Below are 23,602 nucleotides of genomic sequence, written 5' to 3' on the forward strand. Positions count from 1 at the left end.
TAAGGAAAGAAGGATTCATCATGAATGCACTGATGCTTGTCGGGTGCGCCATCGTTGTCTTTCTCGCCGCCTACACTATCTACGGACGGTGGCTCGTGAAAACGTGGGGCATCGATGAAACCGCCGCGACGCCGGCGCAGAGATTCGAGGATGGGCAGGACTATGCGCCTGCCTCGCGCTTCACCGTCTTTGCGCATCAATTTTCCTCCATCACGGGCGCAGGCCCCGTCACGGGCCCCATCATCGCCGCCATGTTCGGCTGGCTTCCGGCGTTCCTCTGGCTGCTCGTCGGCGGCGTCTTCTTCGGCGCGGTGCAGGATTTCAGTGCTCTCTATGCATCCGTGCGCAACGAAGGACGCTCGATGGGCATGCTCATCGAGCAGTACATCGGCAAGACGGGGCGTCGCCTCTTCCTGTTGTTTTGCTGGCTCTTCACGCTTCTCGTCATCGCCGCCTTCGCCGACATCGTCGCGAACACGTTCAACGGCTTCGCCAAGGACGGCAGCCTCGCCGTACCGAATGCGGCGGCGGCTTCAATCTCGATGCTCTACATCTTCGTGGCGATGGGCTTCGGACTCTTCATCCGCCGCATGAAGCCCTCGGGCGCAGTGAAGTTTTTCGTCGCTATCGCGCTCATCGTCGCCATGCTCGCCGTCGGCATTTCTTATCCGCTCTACTTCGATGCGACGGTTTGGCGCTACGTCGTCTTCGCCTACTGCTTCATCGCCGCCGTCCTGCCCATGTGGTTCTTGATGCAGCCGCGTGACTACCTGAGCGTCTTCCTGCTCCTCGGCATGGTCGCAGGCGCCGTCCTCGGCGTGCTCATCGCCAATCCCGTCATCGAGATGCCCGCTTTCGTCGCCTTCGAGGTCAAGGGGCAGTCGCTCTTCCCGATTCTCTTCATCACGATCGCCTGCGGCGCTGTCTCGGGCTTCCACAGCCTTGTTTCTTCGGGCACAAGCTCGAAATCCATCGAGAACGAGCGTGACATGCTGCCCGTCGGCTACGGCGCAATGCTCGTCGAATCGCTTCTCGGCGTCGTCGCCCTCGTCATCGTCTGCTCGGCGGCAACGGGCGGGCATCTGCCGGACGGCACGCCGTTCCAGATCTTCGCGGGCGCTGTCTCGGGATTTTTCGTGGAGTTCGGCCTGCCGAAGCATGTCGCCGCCTGCATCATGACGATGTGCGTCTCGGCGCTCGCCATGACGACGATCGATTCCGTCGCACGCATCGGACGCATGTCCTTCCAGGAGCTTCTTGCACCGTCGGAGGGCGAGTCGGAAGGCGCCGCCGCGAAGCTTCTGCGCAACAAGTACGTCGCGACGGCAATCACGCTCGCGCTCGGCTATCTGCTGTGCCTCGCGGGCTACATGAGCATCTGGCCGCTCTTCGGTGCGGCGAACCAACTGCTCGCATCCCTCGTCCTCATCTCCATCGCCGTCTTTCTGCGCACGACGGAACGCAAGGGCTGGATGCTCTACGTCCCCATGACCTTCATGTTCCTCGTCACGATGTCGGCGCTCGTCATGAGCGTCTATGGCATCGTCGGCAAACTTATGAACGGTGGTTTCGTCTTCTTGGTCGACGGCCTGCAGCTCCTCCTCGCGCTCGCACTGATGACGCTCGCGCTCCTCGTCGTCAAGCACTGCGCCGCCGAACTCGTCACGGGCAAAGCCGAGCATGAGGCGCGTACCGATATGTGACGGATTGACGAAAACAGCTTGTCAGAATCCTGCTCCTCTGCTATAATAGTCCTATAGGAATCCCTGATAAATTTGGCCCCCCGTCTTCACATATCTGGGCGCTCTCATTTTATCAGCGCTTCTTGTATCTTCCAGAGGAGCAGCCGCGATTCTGCGGCGTCCGCCGGACGCACGGTGCGCGGCATATATATGCAAGCGAGACCTTGTCCCGTATCCGGGGTGGGGTCTTTTTCGTATAGGGAAAGGAGAGTCTTCTCTATGAATACGATAAAAACAACGATCTTGATGGCGCTCATGATGATCCTTCTCGTCGTCTTGGGAGGCGCGATCGGCGGCAAGGGCGGCGCGATACTGATGTTCGTCGTCTCTTTGGCGATGAATTTCTTCTCCTATTGGTTCAGCGACAGCATTGTGCTCCGCATGTACGGCGCGCGCCCGCTGACGGAGAGGGAAGCGCCCGAACTTTATCATCTTGTAGCAGATCTTGCCGCGCGCGCGGGGCTGCCCATGCCGAAGGTCTGTCTGGTCGAATCTATGACGCCGAACGCCTTTGCGACGGGGCGCAGCCCTTCACACGCCGCCGTCGCCGTCACGCGCGGCATCGTCGGCATGTTAAGCCGCGAAGAGCTTTCGGGCGTGCTCGCGCATGAGCTTTCGCACATCAAACACCGCGACACCCTGATCTCTACGATTGCCGCCGCCATGGGCAGCGCGATTTCCATGCTCGCCTACATGGCGCAGTGGAGTGCGATCTTCGGCCGCTCGGACGACGACGAGGGGGCGGGCGGCATCGTCGGCACGCTTCTCGCCGTCCTCGTCGCGCCGCTCGCGGCGACGCTCATCCAGCTCGCGATCTCGCGCTCTAGAGAGTTCGACGCCGACAAGTCGGGCGGCGAGATCTGCGGCAATCCGCGCTATCTCGCGCGGGCGCTCGAAAAGATCTCCGGCACGGTACAGTCCATGCCGCCGATGCGCGAGGCCGAGGCGCAGCCTGCGACGAGCAATCTCTTCATCGTCAACCCGCTCGCCGGCTCGCGCCAGGCCTTCGTGAACCTCTTCTCCACGCATCCCGCGACTGCCGAGCGCGTCGCTCGACTCGAAGAGCAGGCACGGCTTCTGGGGCGGTGACGGATTGCATACCGTCAGCCGGATGTTCTGCAAGCAGCAGGAAAGTTGTAACGATACCATGTTAGATACAAGAAGAGTCCTCAAGGCGGCAGCCTTGGGGACTTTTTGCGTGTCAGCAGAATTCCTACAAGAAAATCAGATTTTTTCCGCTACTTTTCCCTTTCTCTATATGAAATAATACTGAGCAAGAACATTTCGATTCCAAGAAAGGAGATTCATTCATGCTTGCTTTCCTCAACAAAATTTTCCTCACGGCGCCGGATGCGCCGCCCATGCAGGATGCGGAGAAGGCGAAGAGCATCTTCTACAGCCTGCGCTGGCGCGTCTTCGCTTCCATCACGATCGGCTACGCCTTCTACTACATCATCCGTCAGAGCTATTCCGTCATCAAGAAGCCGCTTTTGGCGTCGGGTGCGGTCGATCCCACACAGGTCGGTATCATCGGTTCGATCTTCTTCGTAACGTACGGTCTTGGCAAGTTCACGAACAGCTTCCTTGCCGACCGCATGAACAACAAGCGGTTCTTCGCCTTTGGTCTCTTCATGTCGTCCGTGACGATGGCGGCGATGGGCCTCGTGAACTCGTTTGTGCCGCTCGCCGTGCTCTGGGGCATCAATGGCTGGTTCCAGTCCTACGGCGCAGGACCGTCGATCGTTTCGCTCAACCAATGGTTCAGCAACCGTATGCGCGGCACGCTTTACGGCGTTTGGTTCACGAGCCACAACCTCGGCTCGTCGTTCGCCTACTTCGCAATCGCGGCCATCGTCAGCGCCTACAGCTGGTCGATGGGCTTCATCGCGGCCGGACTCATCTCGCTCGTCGGCACCATTTTCATCTACCTCGGCATGAGCGACCGTCCTGAAACGCGCGGCCTGCCGAATGGCGCCGTTCTTTACGGTGAGAAGACGCAGGCGCAGGTCGATGCGGAAAAGACGCGTTCCGTCGGCTCGATGCAGTGGAACGCCGTCGTCAAGAACCCCGCCGTCTGGATTCTCGGTCTCTCGTCTCTCTGCGTTTACATCGCACGCTACGCGGTCGAGAGCTGGGGCGTCGTCTATCTGACGAGTGCCAAGGGCTACGACATCATGGGCGCGGCGGGCGTCATGGCGTACATGCAGGTCGCGGGTATCTTCGGCGCACTTCTCTGCGGCTGGATCTCCGACCGCTTCTTCCACTCGAAGCGCAACATGCCGGCGCTCATCTACGGCCTTCTCTACACGGCCTCGATCGCGGGCTTCGTCTGGGCGCCGCAGTCGTTCTACACCGACCTCTTCTGCATGACCTTCTACGGCTTCACGATGGGCGCGCTCGTCTGCTACATGGGCGGACTCATGGCAGTCGATATCGTGCCGAAGCGCGTCACGGGTGCAGCGATGGGCATGATCGGTCTCCTGTCTTACGCGGGCGCCGCGATCCAGGAGTTCGTCACGGGCAAGCTCATGACGATCACGACCGTCGGCGGCGAGAAGATCTACGACTTCGGCTATGCCACCGAATTCTGGGTTGGCGCAGCGCTCCTCTCGACGCTGCTCGCACTCCTCGTCTGGAACGCGAAGCCGCAGGACGAAGCGTAAATTACGGGAAATAGAAGAGCCGCCCTATGAAAGCGAGAATGCTTTCATAGGGCGGCTCTTTCTGTATGCGATCACATGGCCTTCAGCTGATGCAAGGAGGGAAGAATATATAGGACTATACTGCATATTATATACGAAGAAAAGATCTAGGAATTTTTGTAAGGGAGAGAGATATATCCTCCTTTTCTGCTGCATGTATGCCCGCGAAACGCAAGAAGATACTTTCGCTGGATAAAAGCCTCGAAAGATGCCATGAGAAAAGGAGTGGGAAAGATGCGTGTATTTTTGAATCCAGGGCACGACCGTCTGTACGACAGCGGCGCCGTCAACTCGGAACTCGGCCTCCGAGAGTGTGACGTCGCCGCCGACATTGGCGAGCGCGTGAAGCTCTATTTGGAACTTGTCGGCATCGAGGTCTTCCTCATGCAGAGTGACAATCTCGCTTGGGAGAGCCGTCATCTTGAGCGCTGGAATGCCGCCGTGACGGATGAGGCGAACAAGTGGTGCGCCGACATCTTCGTCAGCCTGCATTGCAACGCGGCGGACGGCGAGGCGCACGGCACGGAGACGCTCATCTACGCGCGCGGCGGCAAGGCAGAGCGGCTCGCGCGCGCCATAGAATGGCAGATCACGACATCGCTCGGCACGACCGATCGCGGCGTCAAGGAGCGTCCCGAACTCATCGTATTGCACGCGACGGCAATGCCCGCCGTCCTCGTCGAAATGGCATTCATCGACTATCTGCCCGAGGCGCGGCTGCTCACGGAGAAGGCCGACGTCTTCGCACGCGCCATCGCGCGGGGCGTCACGGATTACGAGGTAGAAATGCAGGCAGCGGAAAGCAGGGTGTCCGCGATCTCCGAGTGAGGATCGGACACACGGCAGCAGCCCCCGACGTTGGAAAAGCAACGTCGGGGGCTGCTGCCATCTTATTCGGAAGGATACTCAGCCGCATATTTTGCCGAAACCTGCTCCATCGGTCGCACTCTCGACATAGTTTGGGACTTCAGGATAGAATATGAATATTTTTTAAATTTTTCTTGCACCTACTTAAGATATATATTATTATTATCAATAGGTAGACCGTAGGTGAGGATATTCTTGAGGGAACGTGGATACTCGGAAGCTCCCCCGGATGGTCTGACCACAGTCGAGTTCCATCTATTTCAAAGGAGGAGTTTCTCATGAAGAAGTCTCTGACAGCCGCCTTGACGACGGCACTCGTCGTCGGTGCGGCCTCGACGACCTTTGCGGCGGCGAACCCGTTCAGCGACGTCCCTGCCGATCATTGGGCGTACGACGCAGTCGCACAGCTCGCCGATGACGGCGTCATCGAGGGCTACGGCGACGGTACGTATCGCGGCCAGAACGAGATCACGCGCTACGAGATGGCGCAGATGGTCGCCAAAGCCATGGCGAAGGAAGACCAGGTCAACGCCCAGCAGAAGGCGATGATCGACCGCCTCGCCGCTGAATTCAGCGAAGAGTTGAACAACCTCGGCGTGCGCGTCGCGAACCTCGAAGACCGTGTCGACAATGTCAAGTGGACGGGTGAACTGCGCTATACGTATGAGAAGACCGGCGGAGAATTCATGGGTAAGTATGAAGGCGGCGCGCAGACGAACAATGAACTCCTCTTCCGCTTAGAGCCGGAAGCTACGGTCAACGACCATTGGAAGGTCAAGGCTCGCCTCGATTCTATGTGGAATCCCAGTACGGATTCGTCCGATGACGACCATGACAGCCGTGTGTCGCTCAAGCAAGCCTACGTTGAAGGCACATACGGCACGACGGTCATCGATGCCGGCAAGATGCCCGTATTTACGGAGCAGGGCGTCCTCATCGATGACGATCTTTCCGGTGCCGCCGTGACCTTCGGCGCAGATCAGCCGTTCTCAGGCACGCTCTTCGTCGGACGCTACGACCTCGCACATTCCGCTTGGGGTGACGAAGTGGAAGAAGCACGAGGTTTAGGCTTTACGGGCAGAAGCTGGGCGAACGTGCAGATGGTGAACCTCAAATGGAAGCCATCGGAGAAGTTTCATGTCGGCGCAGACTATGTGCGCATGAGGAACAAGGATTTCATCCATAACATCGCCGGACTGGACGAAACGTGCAACTTCTGGGGACTCGGCGTAGAGTGGCGCCCCGAGAGCACGGTCGCTCTTTCGGGCGGCTATTGGAAGAACACGAGCGATGAATCTGTCGGAATCAAGGACGAGCATCTGAAAGCTTACAATATCGAGCTTGCCTACAAAGGTGCAGAGCCGGAGAACCCGCGTACGTTCGGACTCCACCTTGCATACCGCTACCTCGGCGGTGCTGCAGTAATCGCCCCGACCTTCGACGGTGCGATGTGGAACACGAAGGGCTGGGAGATTGGTGCAGAGTACACCTTTGCCAAGAACATCGTCGGCACGCTCATCTACTTTGACGGCGATCAGATCTACTCGGCAGAGCCTGAAGGAAAAACCGGGCAGAAGAAAGGTTTCGCCCGCCTCGAATACTTCTTCTAAGCTGGAACGAACGGCAGAGCCGCTGCACAGGATTCTGTGCGGCGGCTCTTTTTTGTATGCGAGTCTCATGGTATATAAAAAGACTGCGCATCGTCGAATCCGACGTATGCGCAGCCTTTTTTATTTCTTCCCCAATATATTGTGCCTGAGAGCGTAGTCGACGAGTTCCGAGTTCTGTGTGCAGTCGAGCTTCTGCAGGAGGCGCGTCTTGTAGGTGGATACGGTCTTGATCGACAGGTAGAGTTTATCGGCAATAGTCGAGAGCGAGTAGCCGTGCACGATGAGTTCGAGGACTTCGCGCTCCCTGGCGGAAAGCGCGGCGGGGGCGGCAGGCTCTTCGAGCGCACCGTCGATCAGAAGCTCCGCCTCGCGCTCGCCGAGGTAGCGTCCTCCTGCAGCGACGGTGCGCAGGGCGCGGAAAAGTTCGGCGTCGAGCGTGTCCTTGCACAAATAGCCGTTCGCGCCCGCACGCAGGCACTCGCAGACGTACTGGCGCTCGCTGTGCATCGTGAGGATGAGGACGCGCACGGCAGGCTGCATCGCCTTGAGGCGGCGCAGGCACTCAAGGCCGCCCATGCGCGGCATCGAGAGGTCGAGGAGCGCGATGTCGACAGGAGTCTCGGCGGCCTTTTCGAGCGCTTCCTCGCCATCGGACGCTTCGGCGACGACGCTGAAATCTTCCTCGGACGAGAGAAGCAGCGACAGGCCCTTGCGCAGCACGCGATGATCGTCGGCGAGCAGGATGCGCAGCGGTTCGTTCTTATTTTCCATCACGTTTCTCCTCCCTTCTTGCGCGGCAGGCACAGGAAAAGGCGCGTGCCCGCGCCTGGCGCACTCTCGACGGCGAAGCTGCCTTCGAGAAGCTCGGCGCGCTCTTTCATGCTCACGAGGCCGAGGTGGCGGTCGAGACGGGCCCTCTCCGCCGTGTCCTTCTCGAAGCCCACGCCGTCGTCGGCGATTTCCACGCATACTTCCTTTGCCGTCGCACGAAGCTTCACGCTCGCCTCGCGTGCGTGTGCGTGGCGCACGATGTTCGTCAGCCCTTCCTGTACGGAGCGATAGATGACGAGTGCGAGCGTGCGGTCAAGTCCTGTGAAATCGCCTTGCGTCTCCCATCGCACGGTCAGATCTTCGTGCGTGCGGCGCAGGGTGTCGATGTACTTCTCAATGGCAACGAGGAGGCCGAGGTCTTCGAGGAGCGGCGGATGAAGATCGACGGCGAGCTGCTTCAGGCCCTGCAGCGCCTCGCTCGTCAGTTCCCGCGCCTCCTGCAGCAGTTCCCGCTGCTCGGGCGTCGTGAGCTTGCCGTGCAGGATGCGCAAGTAGGCGAGGATCGAAGCCATCGACTGGCTCGTTTCGTCGTGCAGCTCACGCGAGATGCGCCGCCTCTCGTCCTCACGCGCCGAGAAGAGCTGGCCGATGAGCCAGAGGCGAAGCCGTTCCTTCTGCTGCAATGCGCCGAAGAGCTTCGCGTAGCGCGTCGCGAGGAACGTCGCGAGGAGCGCGAGCGCGAGAAGCACGAGGAAAAGCTCGAAGCCGCGCCGCTCGACGAGGGCGCGCGCCTCGCGCTCGGTGAGGCCGATGCGCAGATAGCCCGTGATGCCGTCGTCGATCGGATAGAGGATCTCGCGGATCGGCCCATCGGTGCTGCTGTAAATATGCGGCTCCAAATCGTCCTTTTCACGAAGCGGCAGCAGTCCTTCGGGCAGGCCGTCGGCGAAGGTGCTCGCGAGGATGCGCCCGTCGGGGTACGTCACGAGGATGTAGCGCACCTCGGGATTCTTTTCCAGCGTGCGCTCCAACTGGTCGGAAATCGTGAAGCGGTCGTCGAGGAGGATGTCGCTCGCGATGACCGCGCCGAGCGCCGAGGCGATCTCGCGCCCCGAGCGGTTCAGCCCTTCGATCAGCGTCGCCCGCAGGGTCACGAGGAAGAACGCGCCGAGCAGGAGTCCGCAGAGCAGCACGCTGCCGACGAGGAGGATGTTGAAGCGGACGGTCAGGCTTTGCTTTTCCATGTCACTCTCCCGAAAGGCGCTCGTGCGCGAGAAACTTCTGCCTGAGAGGCTCGTAAAGCCCGCCGTCGGGCGGCACGAAGCGGTCAATGACCGCCGACTGCAGCACGGGACGCATGGCTTCGTCGTCCGCCATCTCATAGAAGATGCGGCGAAGCTGCTCCTTTTCCTCGGGCGCGAGGTTCTGCCGCACGACGACGGGGCCGGTCGGAGCGACGGCAAGCTCGTCGATGATGCGCACTTTCGCGGCGAGCTGCGGATTCGTCTGCTCGATATGCTCATAGATCTGGTTGTCGATGCTCGCTCCATCGGCAAGGTGATTGGCGACCGCCCAGATCGACTTGTCGTGGTGGTGCGTGTAGAAGATGCGCCCGAAATACTGCTCGGGCGTCAGCCCTTCTTCGAGCAGGCGGTAATCGACGGCGAGCCTGCCCGAATGACTGAGCGGATCGACGAAGGCGAAGACGCGCCCTTTGAGCGAGGCGAAGTCCTCGATTTCGCTGTCGGCGGCGACGATGACGAAGGTGCGGTAGAGGATCGTGCCCTTCGTCTCGACCATGGCGAGAAGCTCGATCGGCTCGTGGCCGCGGTACGCCGTATAAGCGCCCGTCGAGAGGAAGGCGACGTCGGCTTCGCCCGCCGCGACGAGCTGATCAAGCTCCGCCGCGCCGCGCTTCTGCACCATGGTGACGGGGCGGCCGAGCTTCTCGGCGAGGTAGGCGGTCATGCGCTCATAGGGGCGGCGCGTCTCCTCGGGACTCATGACAGGCGCGAAGGCGATGACGAGCGGGCGCTCTGCAGCAGGTGCGGCAGGCGCGGACGCATGACGCGTAAAGTCGATGAAGCCTTTCTCGTCGCCGCAGCCTGCAAAAAGGAGCGCGAGGGCGGCGAGGATCAGCAGGACTGCCTTCTTGGCCATACTGGCACCTCCTTGCGAATGTTCGCATCTTCTGCGGGCTTTGCACGAAACGAGCCGCGCACCTTCTCAGAGCTTCGCGCGGATCTCGCGCAGTTTCGCCGCCGAAAGCCCGCCCGCCAGAGCGGCGCGGTGGCCTTCGTAGTAGCCTTGCGCTTCCCTTCGCACATGGGCGAGCGCCGCCTCGAATACGGCGCGGCTGCCCGAAAGCACGCGCTCTTCGAGGCGTGCGCCCTCTCTTTCGAGATAGGCGCTGACCATGGGGCGAAGCCTTTCCTTGAGCGCCTCCGCCATGATCTTGCTGCCGCCCTTTTCGAAGAACTGTGCGGGACTCTTGAAAAGTGCAAGCTCCTTAGAGAAGACCTGCGGCTCGACGTCGGCGAACGCCGCCGGAAACGAGAGGTCAAAGTCAAACTCCGTCGCTTCCACGCCGAAGGAGAAGTCGCGCTCGCCCTCGGAGAGCGTCTTTGCCAGCGTCTCCTGCAGTTCTTTGCCGCGCTTGGCGAGGAAGCGCTCCAAGCGCACGGCGGTCGCACGCATCTCCTGCGCGAGGTCGAAGCCAAGGCTCGCGAGAAGCTCCTTCATCGCCTTTTGGAGACTCGCTTTGCCGTGCTCGCGGCCGAGCGTCGCGGCGTTGAAGCTCAGGCGGAACATGTCCTCATAGCGCAGGAAGACGCGCTCCGCGACGTAATAGAGAAGCTCCGCCTGCTCCTGCGCAGCGCGTTTTTCGATGCCTTCGCTGCTCTCTTTTTCGAGAATGTCCTTCGCCCGCGCCGCGTTCTTTTCGAGCGATTCGCGCCGCTCGGCCTTCTTCTCGGCACTTTCCTCGCTCTCTTCGATGAGGCGGCTCAAGAGCGTTTGGGCACGCGCATAGTCGCCTTCGGCGGCACGTACGGCAAGACCTGCGAGGTCGTGGAAAATGAAGTGGTGGAAAGCGGTCTCGAACTGCGTGCCGCGATGCTCGCCCGCGAGCTTTTCCTTGAGGATCGCAAGGCTCGATACGGCATGAAGGCGCGGCCTCTTGATGCCGAAGCGCGAGAGGTTCGCGCGCACATAGGCGAGCACGTCGCTCGCGTCCTCCTCGCTCTCAGCGAGGTCGATGGCGTTGACGATGAAGAACATCTTGTCCATCTCGAAGGCGTCCTTGACGCGCCCGAGCTGCACGAGGAATTCGCTGTCGGCATGGGAAAAGGCGTGGTTGTAATACGTGACGAAGAGGATGGCGTCGGATTGGCGGATGAAGCGGAAGGAGAGGTCGGTGTGACGCGCGTTGATGGAGTCGGCGCCCGGCGTGTCGACGAGCGTGACGCCCGGACGCGTGAGGTCGCAGTCGCTATAGATCTCGATCTCCTCGACGAAGCACGCCTTGTCCTCGTCGACCGCGTAGGCGGCGAAGTCTTCGAGCGTGCAGTCGAGCCACGCGCCCGCCTTGCCCTCGAACATCGCGCGCCCCTTCTCGTAAGCGCGCAGGAAGGCCTGCTGCTGGCGCAGGTCGCTCGCTCTCGTCAGTACGTCCTCGACGAGAGCGGGCGCTTCCGCGAGAGTCTTCGCCTCGCGCTCGAAGGGCGCGAGGGCGCGGTTCAGATCGGCGAGCAGCATCGCTTCGTCCTTCAGGTGGACGCGCACCGTGCCGTGCGGCTTTTCCTTCGTCACGGGCAGGATCTTCTGGATGACGGCGGTCGTCGGGTTCGGCGAGACGGGCAGAAGGTTCTCGCCGAGGAGCGCATTCGCAAAGGACGACTTGCCCGCGCTGAACGCGCCGAAGAGCGTCACGAGATAGCCGTGCCCTTCGAGCCGCTCGGCACGCAGGGAGAGCTCTTCGGCGAGCCGCGAAAGCCCCGGCACGTCCGCGACGAGTTCGCCCGCGCGGCGAAGGCGCGGCGCCCATGCCGCAAGGTCTGCCCGCGCGGCGTCATCGGCAGGCAAAGCGGCAGCGCCCGCCTGCATTTCCTCTGCTTCCGCCGCCAGAGACGCTTCCTCGGCCGGCGCGTCCTTTTGCACCGCGCGCCCTGCCGCGTTGTCCGCCGCGCTCGGCGTGCCGTCGCCCTCTACGATCTCGACCGCCTGCGGCGCGAGCGTGAAGAGCGCAGCGTCTGTCGTGTCCGTGCGTTCCTCGCTCGCGAGAAGCTTCGCCAAGGCTTCCCGCTTCGCCTGGACGCGCTTCTTCGCCTGCCGCACGGCGAAGAGCGCCGCGACTTCTTCGGCCATGCCCGAAAGCTCTGCCTCGATGGCGGCGAGGCGCACGCCGTTCCGCTCCTCCATACGTGAGAGGAGATCGTCACCGACGGCGGCGAGACGCGCGCGCGCGCACTCTTTGACCGCCTTTTCGAGCGCGGCCGTGTAGTTCAGCACATAGCTGCCGTCGTAGCTCGTGCTCGCGCCTTCCTTTTGATTCTTTTCCAGCACATCTTCTTCAGGCAGAGCCGTGAAACTCTCGGCGAAGGCGGCGGCCACCCCGCCCTCGATGTGCCGGTCGCGCGCAAAATCCTTCAGATACGTCGCGATGTGCCAATCGACCTGCAGCCGCACCTTCTCCACGAGAGCCTGCCACAGGCGTTCGCGGCGGGCAGCACGCTCCGCCGCCGTCTTCTTGCCGCGCCCGAAGAAGCCGACCTTGAAGCCGGGCGAGGAGGCTTCGAGGTAAAGACGCGCCAGTTCGCGCACCTCGTACGGCATCATGTAGGCGTTGGCGAGGATCTTTTCGATCCCTTCGTTGAAGGCGGCGCGTCCGTCCTCACGCAGACTCTGCGCCTCCTGTTCCAAGGCGCGGCTGCCCGCCCGGAGCGCGTCGCGCTCCGCGACCGACAGAGGTTCGAGCACGTGGCGGGCGTCGGCAAGCCCCTTCTCCTCTGCTTTTTCCTCGCGGCTTACGGCATCGGCGCAGATCTTTTCGAGAGAGCGGGCGATCGATTCTTCGAGCGACGCCGCACGATTTTTGAGCGCATCGCGCAGAAAGGCCTGCATCGTCTTGAAGTCGTTGTGCTCATGCGCCTCGTCCTTCATCGAGGTGAAGAAGACCGCCTCGGGCGCGACGCCCCATGCGGCGAAAGCGTCCTTGACGCCGGCAGCAAACGCGGCAAAGGAAAGCTCCTCCTCGCGGTGCTTGTCGATCTGGTTGATGACGAGCGCGACGCGCTTTCCCGCTTCCGTCAGCGACTTCGTGAAGAGGAAGCTCTCCTCCGACTGCACATGGTTGTAGTCCATGACGTAGAAAATGAGGTCGGCGAGGTGGATCGCCTCCTCTGTCGCCAGGCGGTGCGCGGCGTCGGTCGAGTCAATGCCCGGCGTGTCCATGAGCACGACGCCCGCAGGAAGAGATGCGGCCGCCGTCGAGATCTCGATGCTCTCGATCGCCGTGCCGTCGCGGCAGAACGATTTCACGAGGTCGTAGTCGTAGGGCGCGAGGTAGCGGCGCGGCCTGCCTTCTCGGAAGCGTGCCTCGGCGTACTCTTCACCGTGCCTGACGTAGACGAGGTTCGCGCTCGTCGGTATAGGACTCGACGGCAGGAGCATCGCGCCGAGGAGGCGGTTGATCATGCGCGACTTGCCCGCCGAAAAATGACCGCAGAAAGCGACGCCGAATTCGCCGCGCACGAGCTTTTCGGCAAGCTGGCGCACCTTGCGTGCGCTCGCCGCATCACCCTCGGCTGCAAAATGATCGTAAAGCCGCAGCAGTCGGCTCTTCAAGATGACGCTTTGCATAGATCCTCCTTTGACTTCGCCCTTGCTTTCTGCCGCCGTATGGATTACGATGGAAGTCAGAACGTCTTGCATGAGCGGCAAACCTGCAGGGAAAGGAATCGAAATGATAGAAACTCTTCAAAACCTGAAAAAAGAAGGCATACGGCTCTACTATTTCCTGCCGGACTTCCAAGCGCCGGAAGCCGTATGGCGCACGGTATTCGATCGATACGTCAAAATCTTTTGCGCGGCAGACAACGTGGCGCTGCTGCTTGACTTGTCCGCCGCAGAAGGAGTTCAAGAGCCGCTGGCGCAGTTCAGTCAAGCGCTTGACGCGCTCGGCGACGACGCGCCGGCGGTACTGACCTTCGAAAGTGAGGCGGCGCTGTCTTCTGCCGCGCTTCGTCTGGCGGACGTCTTGATCCTCACGAGAGAAGAGCGTTCGCTGCGCCTCTTGAACCACCTCGAAACGCAGCCGCGAATCCTTTACGGCGGCGATGCGGCAATCTTTTCCCGCGACGAAGCGCGCGGGGACGATGCGCATTTCGATGTGTCCGTCTGCGTTCTCACCTATCGGTCTGATTTTCTGAAGCTCGAAAGGACGCTCGCCTCCGTCGTTGAGCAGAAGGGCTGCTCGTTCGAGATCGTCATCGCCGATGACGGCTCGGAAGATTTCCCAAGGAAGGCCATCAAAGATTATTTTTCTTCTCGGGGGTTCACAACCTACAAGATTCTTCAAGCACCCAAAAATCAAGGCGTCGTACACAATGTGTACCGCGCCTTTTCCCATGCACGAGGGAAGTACATCAAGAACATCTCTCCCGGCGACTACCTGTACAGCGACCATGTGTTGGCCGACATGTTCCGTTTCATGGAAGCGAGCGGGTATCCGGCCGCCTTCGGACGCGCCTGCTATTATCGTGAAGAGGGCGGGCAGTATCATATATTGGACGAAATGCATCCGCGGAATTTGGAACCGTATGAAAGGAACGACTTCGCCGCAGCAAGAAGGGCGCATCTTCTATGTCAGGATTATCCGATCGGCGCCGCCTTTATGACGCGCCGCAAGCTTCTCATGCAGTACACGAAGCCCCTGCTGGGCAAGGTCGTTCATCTCGAAGACCGCGCCTACACCCTCATGATCGCCGACGGCATCGACATCGGCTTCTGGAATCACAACCTCATCTGGTACGAGTACGGCAGCGGCATATCGACGAGCACGGACGAACGCCGACAGGCGCAGGTCATCAAGGACAATCAAGCGTGCTTCGCGCTGATCGCCGAAAAGCATCCGGAGCTTTCCAGCTGGTGCAAGTGGCACATCTTCAGCGAGGAAGATATGGAAGATACGTGGCTCGACTACTACGAAGAAGTGAAAGCCTATTATCAAAAGGTCGATACGTCCGTCGCCGAAGCGAAAAGGGCAGGGCGATGGATGTATCTGCAGGACGTCGAGCTGAAAGAGCTGGAAAGGATTGTCCAATCGCAGGTCGTTTTGCCTCCGGCATGAAATCTTCGAGCTTGCTTTTCAGCGAATTTCCTCCCATCACCAATTCTTCTTCGACCGCCAGAACGACGGATAGAGCATGACGAGCAGCGTGAAGAATTCGAGCCGGCCGAGCAGCATGGCGAAGCACAGGATGCCCTTCGTAAAGTCGGATAGTCCCGCGTAGTTCTCCGTCGCGCCCGCAATGCCAAAGGCAGGACCGACGCAGCCGACGGTCGTCACACTGATGCCGATGGCGTCGAAGGTCTTGATGTTGTCCGCCGTCATGAGCACGGCGAAAAAGGCGATGGAGAGGACGTAGAGGAAGAAGAAGACCGCCGTGCGGTGGAGTGTCGCCTCGTCGACGCTCGCGCCGTTGATGCGCACGGGCGTCGTGACGCGCGGGTGAAGCTTCTCCAGCACGATCGTGCGCACCATGCGAAAGAGCACGAGGATGCGCGCGATCTTCAGTCCCGCCGCCGTCGAGCCGACGCAGCCGCCCGTGAGCATTAAAAGAATCAAGATGCCCTTGGAAAAGCCCGGCCAAAGCTCGTAATCGGCGGAAACGAAGCCCGTCGTCGAGAGCGACGTCGCCTGAAAGAGCGCGAAGCGCAACGCGTCGGGCACGTTGTAAAGCCCTCGGTAGAAAAGATCCGCCGCGATGAGCAGCACGGCGCCGCCGACGATGCCGAGGTACGCTTTGAACTCGGAGTTGCGCCACAGCACCTGTGGCCCTTTCTTGTAAACCCGGTAGTAGAGGCCGAAGCTGCCGCCCGCGATGAACATGAAGAGCGACATCCATAGCTCGATGGCAGGACTCTTGAAATGCGCGGCGCTCGCGTTGTACGTCGAGAAGCCGCCCGTGCCGATCGTCGACATCGCATGGTTGACGGCGTCGAGCGCGTTCATGCCGCAGGCGAAGAAGGCGAGGAACGCCGCGCCCGTCAGGACGACGTAGATGCGAAAGAGCACGCTCGTGAGGTTCTTGAGGCGCGGCAGCACGCGCTCCGATCCCTGGGCGCTCGATTCGGCGTTGTACATCGTGATGGCGCTCTGCCCCGTCGCGGGCAAAAGAGCGATGAAGATGACGATGATGCCGAGGCCGCCGAGCCAATGCGTGAGGCTTCGCCAGAGGAGCACGCCCTGCGGCAGAACCTCGATGTCGTCGACGACGGTCGCGCCCGTGCCCGTGAAGCCCGAGATGCTCTCAAAGACGCCGTCGAGGTAGCCGAGATAGCCGCCCAGAAGGTACGGCAGCATGCCGAGGAAGGTCGCCAGAAGCCAGCCGCCGCCCGTGATGGCGATGCCCTCGCGAAGCGTCAGGCGCTCGCCCGGCTCTTTGCCGGCGCGGCGAAGCGCCGTGCCCGCCGCCGCGCTCAAGAGGGCTGCAGCGAAGAGCGGCAAGCGAGAGGATTCAGCGTACCACAGGGAAACGGCGAGCGGCACGAGGAAAATCAGCCCCTCGGCCTGCGCGATGCGCCCCAAAAAGTACGCCACGACCTTGATGTCCAAAGGAGAAGCCCTCCCTTTCCTGGAGGAGGCGCGGAGAAATTCCGCACGCCCCTAACCCTTCGCCGACGCCTCGTTGTAGACGTCCTTCAGAAGCGTTTCCTTGCGAAGCGCGAGGCACTCGCAATGGCGCTCCTTCGCCGCTGTTTCCCGAATCGTTTCTGCGAGCACCTCGCCGATCATCGGCGCGTCGTCGTAGAAGATGTCCTTCATCGTGCCGTACGACCACTTGGGTCGGATGCCCTCGCCGTAGTTCACTACGTAGTAAAGCCCCGCGTAGCACGCGCCGATCTCACGCGCGAGATAGACTTCGGGGCAGATGCTCTGCCCGATGATGTCGGCATGGCCGTTGAGCATGGCGACTTCGGCAGGACTCTCGAAATGGCGTCCGTCGGTGCACGCATAAATGCCGCGGTCGAAGATGCGCCCCGAAAAGCGCTTCTTCGTCGCCGCCAGAAGCGAAGCGCGAAGCTCGGGGCAGAGGGCATCGCGCATGATGAGCAGATACCTGCCGTCGAGCATGACGTCCTTGCGGTTCGAGAGGTCGAGATAATCGTCGGGAATCAGAAAATCGCGCGGATCGAGCAAATGATTCGCCGTGCCGACGCCGCCCTCGGAGAGGACGCGCACGACGCCGGCCTCACGGAACACCCAGAAGACTTGGCGCGAAGCGTCGGCACGCGTCACGCCCGAGCGCCAGCCGTGCATGCGGCACGAGAGAGCACGCACCTCGCCGACCGAGAACAGGCGGAATGCGGGGCTTTTGCCGTAGGGCGTGTCAAAGATGAGATTGTCGGCGAGAATTTCTATATCCTCATCGGGAAGACGCGCGGGAAAATCGCTCGAAAGCGTGCCCGATCCGCCGACGACGCCGAACGATGCGGCGGGAATTTCTTGCTGTGCCATTTATTCGCTCCTTTCGCTGAAGGTTTTCAAAACACGGTACTCCGTATCGCGCTGCGCGGCTTCTCTGCCCGCGCCTTGAATCAGGCGCACCATCTTTTGAATCGACATCTCGTAGCGCGTGCCCGCAGCCTTGACGACGTTTTCTTCGAGCATGATGCTGCCGAGGTCGTCCGCGCCGAAGCCCAGCGTCAACTGCCCGATGCGCTCGCCCTGCGTGACCCACGAGCCTTGGATGTGCGCGATGTTGTCGAGGTAGAGGCGCGTCAGAGCCAGCGTCGTCAAGTAGTCCCACGAGCTTGTCTTCTCGCCGCCAAGCTCCGTGTGGCCGGGCTGGAACGTCCATGTGATGAAGGCGCGGAAGCCGCCCGTCTCGTCCTGCAGGCGGCGCACCTTCTCCATGTGCTCGATGCGGTCGGCCATCGTCTCGCCGAAGCCGATGACCATCGTCGCCGTGCTCTCCATGCCGATCGTGTGCGCCGTCTTCATGATGCGCAGCCAATCGTCGGTCATGATCTTCTTCGGCGCAATCCTCTTGCGGATGCGATCGACGAGGATCTCTGCGCCGCCGCCCGGCAGGCTGTCGAGTCCCGCCGCCTGCAGCCGCTTCAATGTCTCCTCGACGGAAAGCCCCGCCTTCTCTGCGAAGTAGAGGATCTCCGTCGCCGTGAAAGAGTGGATCGTCAGCATGGGAAACTCGCGCTTCAGGCGGCGCAGCATTTCCTCGTAATAGGCAAGACCCAGCTCCGGATGCAGGCCGCCCTGAATCATCAGCTGCGTGCCGCCCGCCTCGACCGTCTCACGCGCCTTTTCGAGAATTTCCTCGTAGGAGAGCAGATAGGCGTCTGCCGCGTCCAAGCGGCGGTAGAAGGCGCAGAAGCTGCACTCGTTGCGGCAGATGTTCGTGTAGTTGATGTTGCGGTCGACGATGAACGTCGTGCGGTTGCCGTAGCGCGCGCGCCGCACGGCATCAGCCTCGCGGCCGAGCGCGATCGGATCTTGTGCGAGGAGAAGAGCCTCTCCCTCCTTTTCCGTCAGGCGCATTACGCTTCCCCCTCTGTGCTCGCCAACGCGTGATAGAATGTGTCGCGCTCCACAGGCTCGTAGCCCGCCTCGCGGATGATGCGGCAGAGCCTTTCGCGCGTGATGCCCGTGCCCGTCTTGGCGCCCGCCGCATGGATGATCTTCTCCTCGCCGATCGTGCCGTCGAGGTCGTCCGCGCCGAAGCCCAGGGCGAGCTGTGCCACGGGCATCGTCAGCATGATCCAAAACGCCTTGATGTGACGGATATTGTCGAGGATGAGGCGCGAGAGCGCCATCATCTTCATGTCCTCCCACGAGCCGACGCGCTCCAGCGCATAGTCCTTCGCAAGCTGCGTATTCGCGGGATGAAAGGGGAAGGAGACGAACGCCTGGAAGCCGCCCGTCTCGTCTTGGATGTCGCGCAGAGTGATGAGGTGCTGCAAACGCTCCTCGATCGTCTCCACATGACCGTAGAGCATCGTCGCGTTCGTGCGTATGCCGAGAGAGTGCGCGGCCTTCATCGTCTCGATCCACTGGGCGGCCGTAGCCTTCTTCGGACAGATGATCGCGCGCACGCGATCCGCGAGAATCTCCGCGCCGCCGCCCGGGAGCGAAGAAAGCCCTGCCTCCTGCAAAAGGGCGAGCACCTCCTTGACGCTCTTTCCCGTCATCTCGGCAAAATGCACGATCTCGACGGGCGTAAACGCCTTGATGTCGGCATCGGGCAGAGCCGCCTTGACCTGGCGCACAACGCCGAGATAGTAGTCGAAAGGCTTCGTCGGATGAAGCGCCGAGACGATGTGGATCTCGCCGAGCCGCTTGACTTTCTTCGCCTCGGCAAGGACGTGCGCGACGTCCGCCTCCTCCATCACGTAGCCACGACTCTCGCCTTCCTCCACTTGAAAGGCACACAAGGGGCAGCCCGACGTGCAGATATTCGTCAGATTGATATGGCGGTTCACATTAAAAAAGACGCTCCTGCCGCTCGCGCGTTCCTTCGCCTGCCGTGCTGCATCCGCGAGAAAAAGAAGGTCGTTCTCCTCGTAGAGCGCCAAGGCATCCGCAAGGCTCAGCCTCTCCCCCTGCTCCGCCTTGCGGCGTGCAGCTTCCAATATCGTCATCGTATCTTAGTTCTCCTCAAATCACATGATCGCGCGGCCATCTCGCCTTTTGCGCAGCAAATCGTTCAATCCGTCACCACTTCGCCCGGCCAGTCCATGATGCCGCCGAAATCGACGATGTTTCTATAGCCCATGGCGGCAAGCTTCTGCGCCGCATCATGGCTGCGCTTGCCGCTGCGGCAGTAGACGAAGATCAGCTGATTCTTGTCCTTAAGCTCTGCAGGCGGAGTCTTGTCGATGCTTTCATTCGGGATGTTGATCGCCTTTGGAATATGCCCCGTAGCGTATTCGCCCTTTGTGCGCACATCGACGATGACATAGTCCTTCTCCGATGCCATCATCTTCTGCGCCTCAGCCGCCGACACCTGGCGCGGCTGCGCTGCCTGCCCGCTGCCGCAGCCGCCTGCAAAAAGCGCCAGCGCCATCAATGCCGTCAACATAATAATCTTTTTCATAGTATCGCTCCTTCGCAATCTCAATTCTCGCCCTTATTATACCACATCAGCCAAACCGCGAGAAACTGCCTTCAGCGCCACTTCTCGCGCCACTCAATTCTTCTGCCGTCATGCGAATCAACCGCCTCCTCTCCTCAAGAATCCTCATCCATCGAGGCGAATCGCAATCTTTTGCCACGTTTCTTTCGTGAGGAAGCTTCCTTCCGCCTCGCGCTCCATTTCCAGGAATCGGCTGTACGGTATGCTGAAGGACAGCACATCCTTCGGAATGCACTTCCTGGCCGACGGATCGGTCAGCCCAATGAAGCAATTTGTGCCGCCCTCCTGCTCTTCTGTCACGGGATAGAGCACCGCCTGTGCACAGCCCGCACCGAAGAGCAGCTTGACGTTGTCCTGCGTCCGCTTATCGTAGTTTGCGAGCGTGGCAAGCGCCGAGAGCTGATCGGCGTTCACAAGGAAGATCACCGCGAGCGGACGTTCATCGGGCAGGATGTCGCACAGTGGTTTGCAGACGACATAGGGTTTGCCGTCATGGCGTTTGATGTTCTCAATGAAATCTCGCGCCAGTTCCGGCGTTTTCTTGTAGAACTCGCCGTCTCTGCCGATATTTTCACCGCCCGTCGAGAGGAAGTATTCGATCCAGCCGTGCGGATAATCTTGAAAGCCCAGCCCCGTTTTCGCGCCAAGACAGACGGTCGTCTTTTCGGCGAACGCGGCCGTCCTTCCCTTGCTTGCCGCCACAAGCAGGGCGACCGAGCAGCCCCATACGCCTTCCTTGAACTGCACGGCATTTTCAGGCGCCGCCTCCGCATGAAGCACGGCCACGGGCTGAGTTTTCAAGTGAATGAGTTCTGCAATTTTGCTTTCCATGGCTGACCACCCCTTTATGATATATCTATAGTATGCTATTTCTTATACGACAGCAAGCCGGATGTTGTATCTATATCCGAAATATTTCTCAAAAAAGCCATCGACTTTCTGCCTTGCAGAGAGTCGATGGCTTTTGAGCAGCGGTGCGGGCGATTGCTTTTCTCAGGCTTTTTCCGTCACGAAGCCGCTCCAATTATCCGCATATTGCAGGAGCAGAGTCAGCTTCTCCTCACGGGCAGCAACCGCGTGGTTTTCGGGGACATACTGTCCGTCATGATAGACGATCGCCTGGATCTCTTCTTCCGTCAGAGGGAAGTGCGGGAGGATGAGCGAGAGACTGCGGACGGGAACGCTCAGATAGATGAGCTCTTTGTTCCAACGATAGGGGAAGCGTGCGCCCGCCTCCTCGTTTTTCAGATACTGCGGCCTCCCCGGCGATCCCGCCTTGCCGAGGTCGTGCAGGAGGGCGACGACGACGCAGCTCTCCTCCAAGAGTTCGGGCGCGATGGTCGCACGCATCTTCAACATCATTTCGGCGACATTCACGCTGTGCTCCAAGAGGCCGCATTCTTTGCACAGGTGGTATCTCGTGGAAGCGGGCGCTGTGAGATAGGCTGTCTGCTGCTCGATGAAGTCTATCAGCGCGGCAAATTCCTGGCGGCGTTTCGTCACCATGTCTTTGAGCTTCTGATAGCGCGCCATAAGCTCTACGTCGAGCTGCAGCAGCACAGTTCCGTGCGGAATCTGCGGCGTGCCGAGCATCTTTTGGAAGACGTCGCTGTAATAATCCTTCCACGCCTCCTGTGTCGTTTTATAGCCATGATATTCTGCTCGATGTGCCTCCATCGTCGGATCGCCGGCGATGTTCAGCAGGACGAGACGCACATCGGGGAAGTGATGCGGCACGCAGCGCGCCCGCATCTCGTAGAGGAAGGCCAAACGGTTCGCGAGCTGGTAATGCCCGTCCGTCCACAAGGAGAAATCCCCCTGCGGGAAGTGCGCGTCGTGCCATTTGCGCAGTGTATCCTTGATCTTGTCTATGCTTTCCTGAGCCGTCGCCCCGAGCTTCTGCCCCTCAGCCTCCTTGCGATGGGCTTTTGCCTCCACCAAGTAGAGCGCACCGCTGTCCCTGCCGATGGCAATACCGTCCCACTGCGGCTGGTTCGACGGCCAAAAGTCGAAGAGAGACGACTTATCCGCATGGGGGAAGAGCTTCGCCATCGCCTCGTCCTGATTCAGTTTGTACTCCTTGAAGTTATTTTGCGGGAGGGGAGCAATCCACTCCACCTCCTCGCCAAGCTGCGCTGCAAACATGCGTGTGAGAGTGGGCCAGCGTCCTGCTTCCACAAGACGCTGCATCCACAGGTGACTGCCAGCCACGGCTCGGCCTGCTGCCGTATTGCTCTTTCCTGCTGCCATTTTCGCTGCCTCCTTTTTGGTTGCTGCCATGATTTTAGGCATGGAGAATATGTTTTCTTATAAAACGGAAAATCTCACAGGGGAACGGTTGGAGGGAACGGCCTGCAGAGCCGCACCCTCGAAGTCCTCGATGGTGAGCTGCTGCAAGTCTTCCTTCGCGAGCGTTTGACCCTCGTGAAGTGTACAGAGTCGCTGCGCCTGACGCATGAGCGCCTGTTCGAAAACATTTTGTACGAAGCGTCCGTTGCCGAATCTCCTTTGTCAAATTGCATTTTACCTGAAATTCATAAAACAGCATCGTTCTCACTCTTTTGCTTCAAAACTTTTCCTGCCGATGATTCCTCTATGAAGTTGTCAAGGAACAAATGGAGCAAGCCGCTGTTTGGGAATCTCTTCAAAGGCTGTAAGTCCTACAAATGTGCAGCGGCACATCCTTCAATCCCGTTTCGCCTCCCTTTGCAAACAGTATAACACAGCGGATGTACAAAAAAATGCACATTCGCTGTAAAAAATCTTTTGCCAAGCCTGCCTTCAGCGCCGCTTCTCGCGCCACTCGATGAACATGTGACGAAGCGCCATGACGGGCGCGTGGAGCAGCATGCGCGGACCGCTGTAGCGCATGGCTTCGCGGATTTTTTCGCGCATCTTGGGCGCGTAGCAGTGCGTCTGGCACGCACTGCAAAATGTCTTCGTCTCCATGTGCGGGCAGCGCTCGACGCGCGCACGGGCATAGTCGAACAGCGCTTCACATTCTTCGCAAAGGCTCAAATTGTTGCCATGATGCGCGCGGCAGTAGATTTCGAGCATTTTCTTGACCGTCGCCATCTCCGCCTTGCGCTTTTCCTCTGCTGTCATACGGATTATCCTACTCCTCTCTTTGCGAATCTTCATCGGCAGTGCGGTGTTCATGTCGCACATTTCAAGAAGCACGGATAAAGTCGAAACCGCTCCGACGGATTTCATCTTATCGGTGCTTTTTATTTGCGAACATTATAGCAAAGTGGACTGTGAGAAACAATCTCTTTGCTCAAAAAAGGCACTCGACGACCGCTCCGTAATTTCGTAGGTAAATTTCGTAAAGTTTTTCACGAGGCTTTTCTCCTTTTTATTTGATGCACTGCCTTTACAAATCGCTCGACGCCGTCCGCTTGACCTCCTGCGCTTTCGTGGTTAGAATAGAGGAAGCACTGATAAATTCAGCTACCCATCTTCACACATCTACACTGTCCTCTCGTCGTCGACAAATCCTCGACGTAGCCACTGCTACGCCTGCGGTTTGTCTCCTA

The 23,602-nt window shown here is 60.1% G+C and carries 18 protein-coding genes and 1 pseudogene; 6 read left to right on the forward strand and 13 right to left on the reverse strand.

Features of this window, described 5'->3' with window-relative positions; genetic code table 11:
• The first annotated feature begins 20 nt into the window (after positions 1 to 20).
• From RWS31_RS09515 to RWS31_RS09535, 5 genes are all read left to right on the forward strand, one after another.
• Positions 21 to 1,703 carry a carbon starvation protein A gene (locus RWS31_RS09515; protein WP_314597846.1) on the forward strand — a complete coding sequence of 561 codons (1,683 nt, stop codon included), beginning with the start codon at positions 21 to 23 and terminating at the stop codon, positions 1,701 to 1,703.
• Positions 1,704 to 1,961: 258 nt separating this feature from the next.
• A complete protein-coding gene (htpX, locus tag RWS31_RS09520; RefSeq protein ID WP_314597849.1) occupies positions 1,962 to 2,831 on the forward strand; it encodes a zinc metalloprotease HtpX in 870 nt (289 codons plus the stop codon).
• 221 nt (positions 2,832 to 3,052) lie between these two features.
• A complete protein-coding gene (locus RWS31_RS09525; protein ID WP_314597851.1) occupies positions 3,053 to 4,405 on the forward strand; it encodes an MFS transporter in 1,353 nt (450 codons plus the stop codon).
• Positions 4,406 to 4,678: 273 nt separating this feature from the next.
• Positions 4,679 to 5,272, forward strand: a complete 594-nt coding sequence (locus tag RWS31_RS09530) for an N-acetylmuramoyl-L-alanine amidase (RefSeq protein ID WP_314597853.1) — start codon at positions 4,679 to 4,681, stop codon at positions 5,270 to 5,272.
• A 317-nt stretch (positions 5,273 to 5,589) separates the two neighbouring features.
• Positions 5,590 to 6,921 (forward strand): S-layer homology domain-containing protein, encoded by a 1,332-nt coding sequence (locus RWS31_RS09535; RefSeq protein WP_314597855.1) that lies wholly within the window; start codon positions 5,590 to 5,592, stop codon positions 6,919 to 6,921.
• A gap of 120 nt (positions 6,922 to 7,041) precedes the next feature.
• Here RWS31_RS09535 and RWS31_RS09540 read toward each other — a convergent pair whose 3' ends face one another.
• The 4 genes from RWS31_RS09540 to RWS31_RS09555 all read right to left on the reverse strand — a co-directional run bounded on the left by RWS31_RS09540 (position 7,042) and on the right by RWS31_RS09555 (position 13,551).
• Positions 7,042 to 7,692, reverse strand: coding sequence for a response regulator transcription factor (locus RWS31_RS09540; RefSeq protein ID WP_314597883.1), 651 nt, complete (start codon positions 7,690 to 7,692; stop codon positions 7,042 to 7,044).
• Positions 7,692 to 8,936, reverse strand: coding sequence for an ATP-binding protein (locus RWS31_RS09545; RefSeq protein ID WP_314597858.1), 1,245 nt, complete (start codon positions 8,934 to 8,936; stop codon positions 7,692 to 7,694). Before RWS31_RS09545 ends, RWS31_RS09540 begins: the two co-directional genes overlap by 1 nt.
• 1 nt (position 8,937) lies before the next feature.
• Complete coding sequence (phnD, locus tag RWS31_RS09550) at positions 8,938 to 9,852, reverse strand: phosphate/phosphite/phosphonate ABC transporter substrate-binding protein (protein WP_314597860.1); 915 nt, start codon at positions 9,850 to 9,852, stop codon at positions 8,938 to 8,940.
• Between the two features lie 66 nt (positions 9,853 to 9,918).
• On the reverse strand, positions 9,919 to 13,551 hold the full coding sequence (locus RWS31_RS09555; protein ID WP_314597861.1) for a dynamin family protein: 3,633 nt from the start codon (positions 13,549 to 13,551) through the stop codon (positions 9,919 to 9,921).
• Positions 13,552 to 13,654: 103 nt separating this feature from the next.
• Here RWS31_RS09555 and RWS31_RS09560 point away from each other — a divergent pair, with 103 nt between their 5' ends.
• Positions 13,655 to 15,040 (forward strand): glycosyltransferase family 2 protein, encoded by a 1,386-nt coding sequence (locus RWS31_RS09560; RefSeq protein ID WP_314597863.1) that lies wholly within the window; start codon positions 13,655 to 13,657, stop codon positions 15,038 to 15,040.
• Positions 15,041 to 15,076: 36 nt separating this feature from the next.
• On the opposite strand, the gene RWS31_RS09565 is transcribed toward RWS31_RS09560, so the two are convergent.
• From RWS31_RS09565 to RWS31_RS09605, 9 genes and pseudogenes are all read right to left on the reverse strand, one after another.
• Positions 15,077 to 16,528, reverse strand: a complete 1,452-nt coding sequence (locus tag RWS31_RS09565) for a TrkH family potassium uptake protein (RefSeq protein WP_314597865.1) — start codon at positions 16,526 to 16,528, stop codon at positions 15,077 to 15,079.
• A gap of 51 nt (positions 16,529 to 16,579) precedes the next feature.
• Positions 16,580 to 17,431 carry an MTAP family purine nucleoside phosphorylase gene (locus RWS31_RS09570; protein ID WP_314597867.1) on the reverse strand — a complete coding sequence of 284 codons (852 nt, stop codon included), beginning with the start codon at positions 17,429 to 17,431 and terminating at the stop codon, positions 16,580 to 16,582.
• Positions 17,432 to 18,472 (reverse strand): cyclic dehypoxanthinyl futalosine synthase, encoded by a 1,041-nt coding sequence (mqnC, locus tag RWS31_RS09575; RefSeq protein ID WP_314597868.1) that lies wholly within the window; start codon positions 18,470 to 18,472, stop codon positions 17,432 to 17,434.
• On the reverse strand, positions 18,472 to 19,572 hold the full coding sequence (gene mqnE, locus RWS31_RS09580) for an aminofutalosine synthase MqnE (RefSeq protein WP_314597870.1): 1,101 nt from the start codon (positions 19,570 to 19,572) through the stop codon (positions 18,472 to 18,474). Before mqnE ends, mqnC begins: the two co-directional genes overlap by 1 nt.
• Positions 19,573 to 19,637: 65 nt before the next feature.
• A complete protein-coding gene (locus RWS31_RS09585) occupies positions 19,638 to 20,027 on the reverse strand; it encodes a rhodanese-like domain-containing protein (protein ID WP_314597873.1) in 390 nt (129 codons plus the stop codon).
• Between the two features lie 144 nt (positions 20,028 to 20,171).
• Positions 20,172 to 20,897 (reverse strand): DUF169 domain-containing protein, encoded by a 726-nt coding sequence (locus RWS31_RS09590; RefSeq protein ID WP_314597875.1) that lies wholly within the window; start codon positions 20,895 to 20,897, stop codon positions 20,172 to 20,174.
• Between the two features lie 162 nt (positions 20,898 to 21,059).
• Positions 21,060 to 22,316, reverse strand: a complete 1,257-nt coding sequence (locus RWS31_RS09595) for an HD domain-containing protein (RefSeq protein ID WP_314597877.1) — start codon at positions 22,314 to 22,316, stop codon at positions 21,060 to 21,062.
• A gap of 57 nt (positions 22,317 to 22,373) precedes the next feature.
• Positions 22,374 to 22,562, reverse strand: a pseudogene (locus tag RWS31_RS09600) (hypothetical protein); the annotation flags it as partial.
• Between the two features lie 285 nt (positions 22,563 to 22,847).
• Complete coding sequence (locus RWS31_RS09605; protein WP_314597879.1) at positions 22,848 to 23,171, reverse strand: nitrous oxide-stimulated promoter family protein; 324 nt, start codon at positions 23,169 to 23,171, stop codon at positions 22,848 to 22,850.
• Positions 23,172 to 23,602 lie beyond the last annotated feature (431 nt).

The organism is uncultured Selenomonas sp., from assembly GCF_963528755.1.
In the GTDB taxonomy this organism is placed as follows: Bacteria; Bacillota; Negativicutes; order Selenomonadales; family Selenomonadaceae; genus Selenomonas.